Origin of the sequence: Wenjunlia tyrosinilytica (assembly GCF_014646055.1) — a bacterium.
GTDB classification, from domain to species: Bacteria; Actinomycetota; Actinomycetes; order Streptomycetales; family Streptomycetaceae; genus Wenjunlia; species Wenjunlia tyrosinilytica.
In genome coordinates this window covers 1-1716 of the sequence record NZ_BMMS01000131.1, presented here as the reverse complement: position 1 = coordinate 1716, position 1716 = coordinate 1, and the positions used below count along the sequence as shown (strand labels likewise).

The 1716-nt window shown below is 67.4% G+C and carries 1 protein-coding gene; it reads left to right on the top strand.

Going from position 1 to position 1716, the window contains the following annotated elements:
* Nucleotides 1-60: 60 nt before the first annotated feature.
* A partial coding sequence (locus IEY86_RS35850) for a condensation domain-containing protein (RefSeq protein WP_229699086.1) occupies nucleotides 61-1716 on the top strand: 1656 nt, incomplete at its 3' end.

Genomic DNA, 1716 nt, shown 5'->3' with positions numbered 1-1716 from the left:
GAGCGGTTTGTGCCGGACTGGTTGGCGGGGGATGGTTCGCGGTTGTATCGGACGGGGGATGTGGGCCGTTGGCTGCCGGACGGCACGATCGAGTTCGTGGGCCGCAATGATTTCCAGGTCAAGGTCCGGGGTTACCGGATCGAACTCGGGGAGATCGAGGCCCGGCTACTGGAACTCCCTGCTGTCCGGGAAGCCGTCGTGGTGGCCCGAGATGATCGCCTCGACGCCTACTACGTGCCAGCCGTGGACGATGCGACGGCGGCCGCGTTGCGGGATGCGCTGGATGAGGTCCTTCCTTCCTACATGGTGCCGTCGGCGTTTGTCGCGCTGGAGTCGCTGCCGTTGACCCCGAACGGGAAGGTGGACCGGGACAAGCTTCCGGTGCCGGACGGTGGCGCGGTGGTGGTGCGCGGCTACCGGGCCCCGGTGGGTGTGGTGGAGGAGGTTCTGGCCGGGATCTGGTCGGACCTGCTGAATGTGGAGCGCGTCGGGCGCGACGATGACTTCTTCGAACTCGGCGGGCACTCCCTGCTGGCGGTCTCGCTGGTGGAGCGGATGCGGCAGGCCGGGCTGTCGTGTGATGTGCGGGCGGTGTTCACCACCCCCACCGTTGCCGGGCTGGCTGCGGCGGTGGCGGCTGGGGGCGGAGGCGAGGTGCCGGTGCCGCCGAACGCGATTCCGGCGGACACCGATGTGATCACGCCGGAGATGCTGCCGCTGGTGGAGCTGACCGAGGAGCAGATCGCCAAGGTGGTCGCCTCGGTGTCCGGTGGCGCGGGCAACGTGCAGGATATCTATCCGCTGGCGCCGCTGCAGGAGGGGATCTTCTTCCACCATCTGTTGGGTGGTGAGGGTGATGCGTATCTGTTGTCGAGTGTGTCTGTCGTGCCGTCGCGGGAGTGGATAGGCCAGTTCGCCGATGCGCTGCAGATGGTGGTGGATCGGCACGACATCTTGCGTACGTCGGTGGTGTGGGAGGGACTGCCGCGGCCGGTGCAGGTGGTGTGGCGGGACGTCGACGCGCCGGTCGAGGAGGTGGCCCTCGATGGTGACGGGGACGCGGTCGCCCAGCTTCTGTCTCGGTTCGACCCCCGGCGTTACCGGCTGGACTTGAACCGTGCGCCGCTGCTGCGGGTGGTGACGGCGTACGACGAGCCGAACGACAGGTGGCTGCTGTTGGTGCTGATGCATCACCTGGTGGGTGACCACACCACGATGGATGTATTGCAGCAGGAGATCGGTGCCCTGCTGATCGGCCGCGGCGATGCCTTGCCGGAGCCGGTGCCGTATCGCAATGTGGTGGCCCAAGCCGTGCTGGGCACAACCCAGCAGGAGCATGAGGAGTTCTTCACCGGTCTGCTGGGCGATGTCGACGAGCCGACCGCGCCGTTCGGGATTTTGGATGTCCGCGGTGATGGCACCGGTATCGCGGAGGCGCGCGTCGAGGTGGATGCTGCCTTGGCCGGGGCGGTTCGGGAGCAGGCTCGTCGTGCGGGTGTGTCGTCGGCGAGTGTGTGCCATCTGGCGTGGAGTCTGGTGTTGTCCCGGTTGACCGGTCGTTCGGATGTGGTGTTCGGCACGGTCGTGTTCGGGCGGATGCAGGCTGGCGCCGGTGGGGAACGCGGCCTCGGCCTGTTCATCAATACGTTGCCGGTGCGGGTCGATGTCGGTGGCCGGGGTGTGCTGGATGCGGTCCGGGACACTCATGGGCTGCTG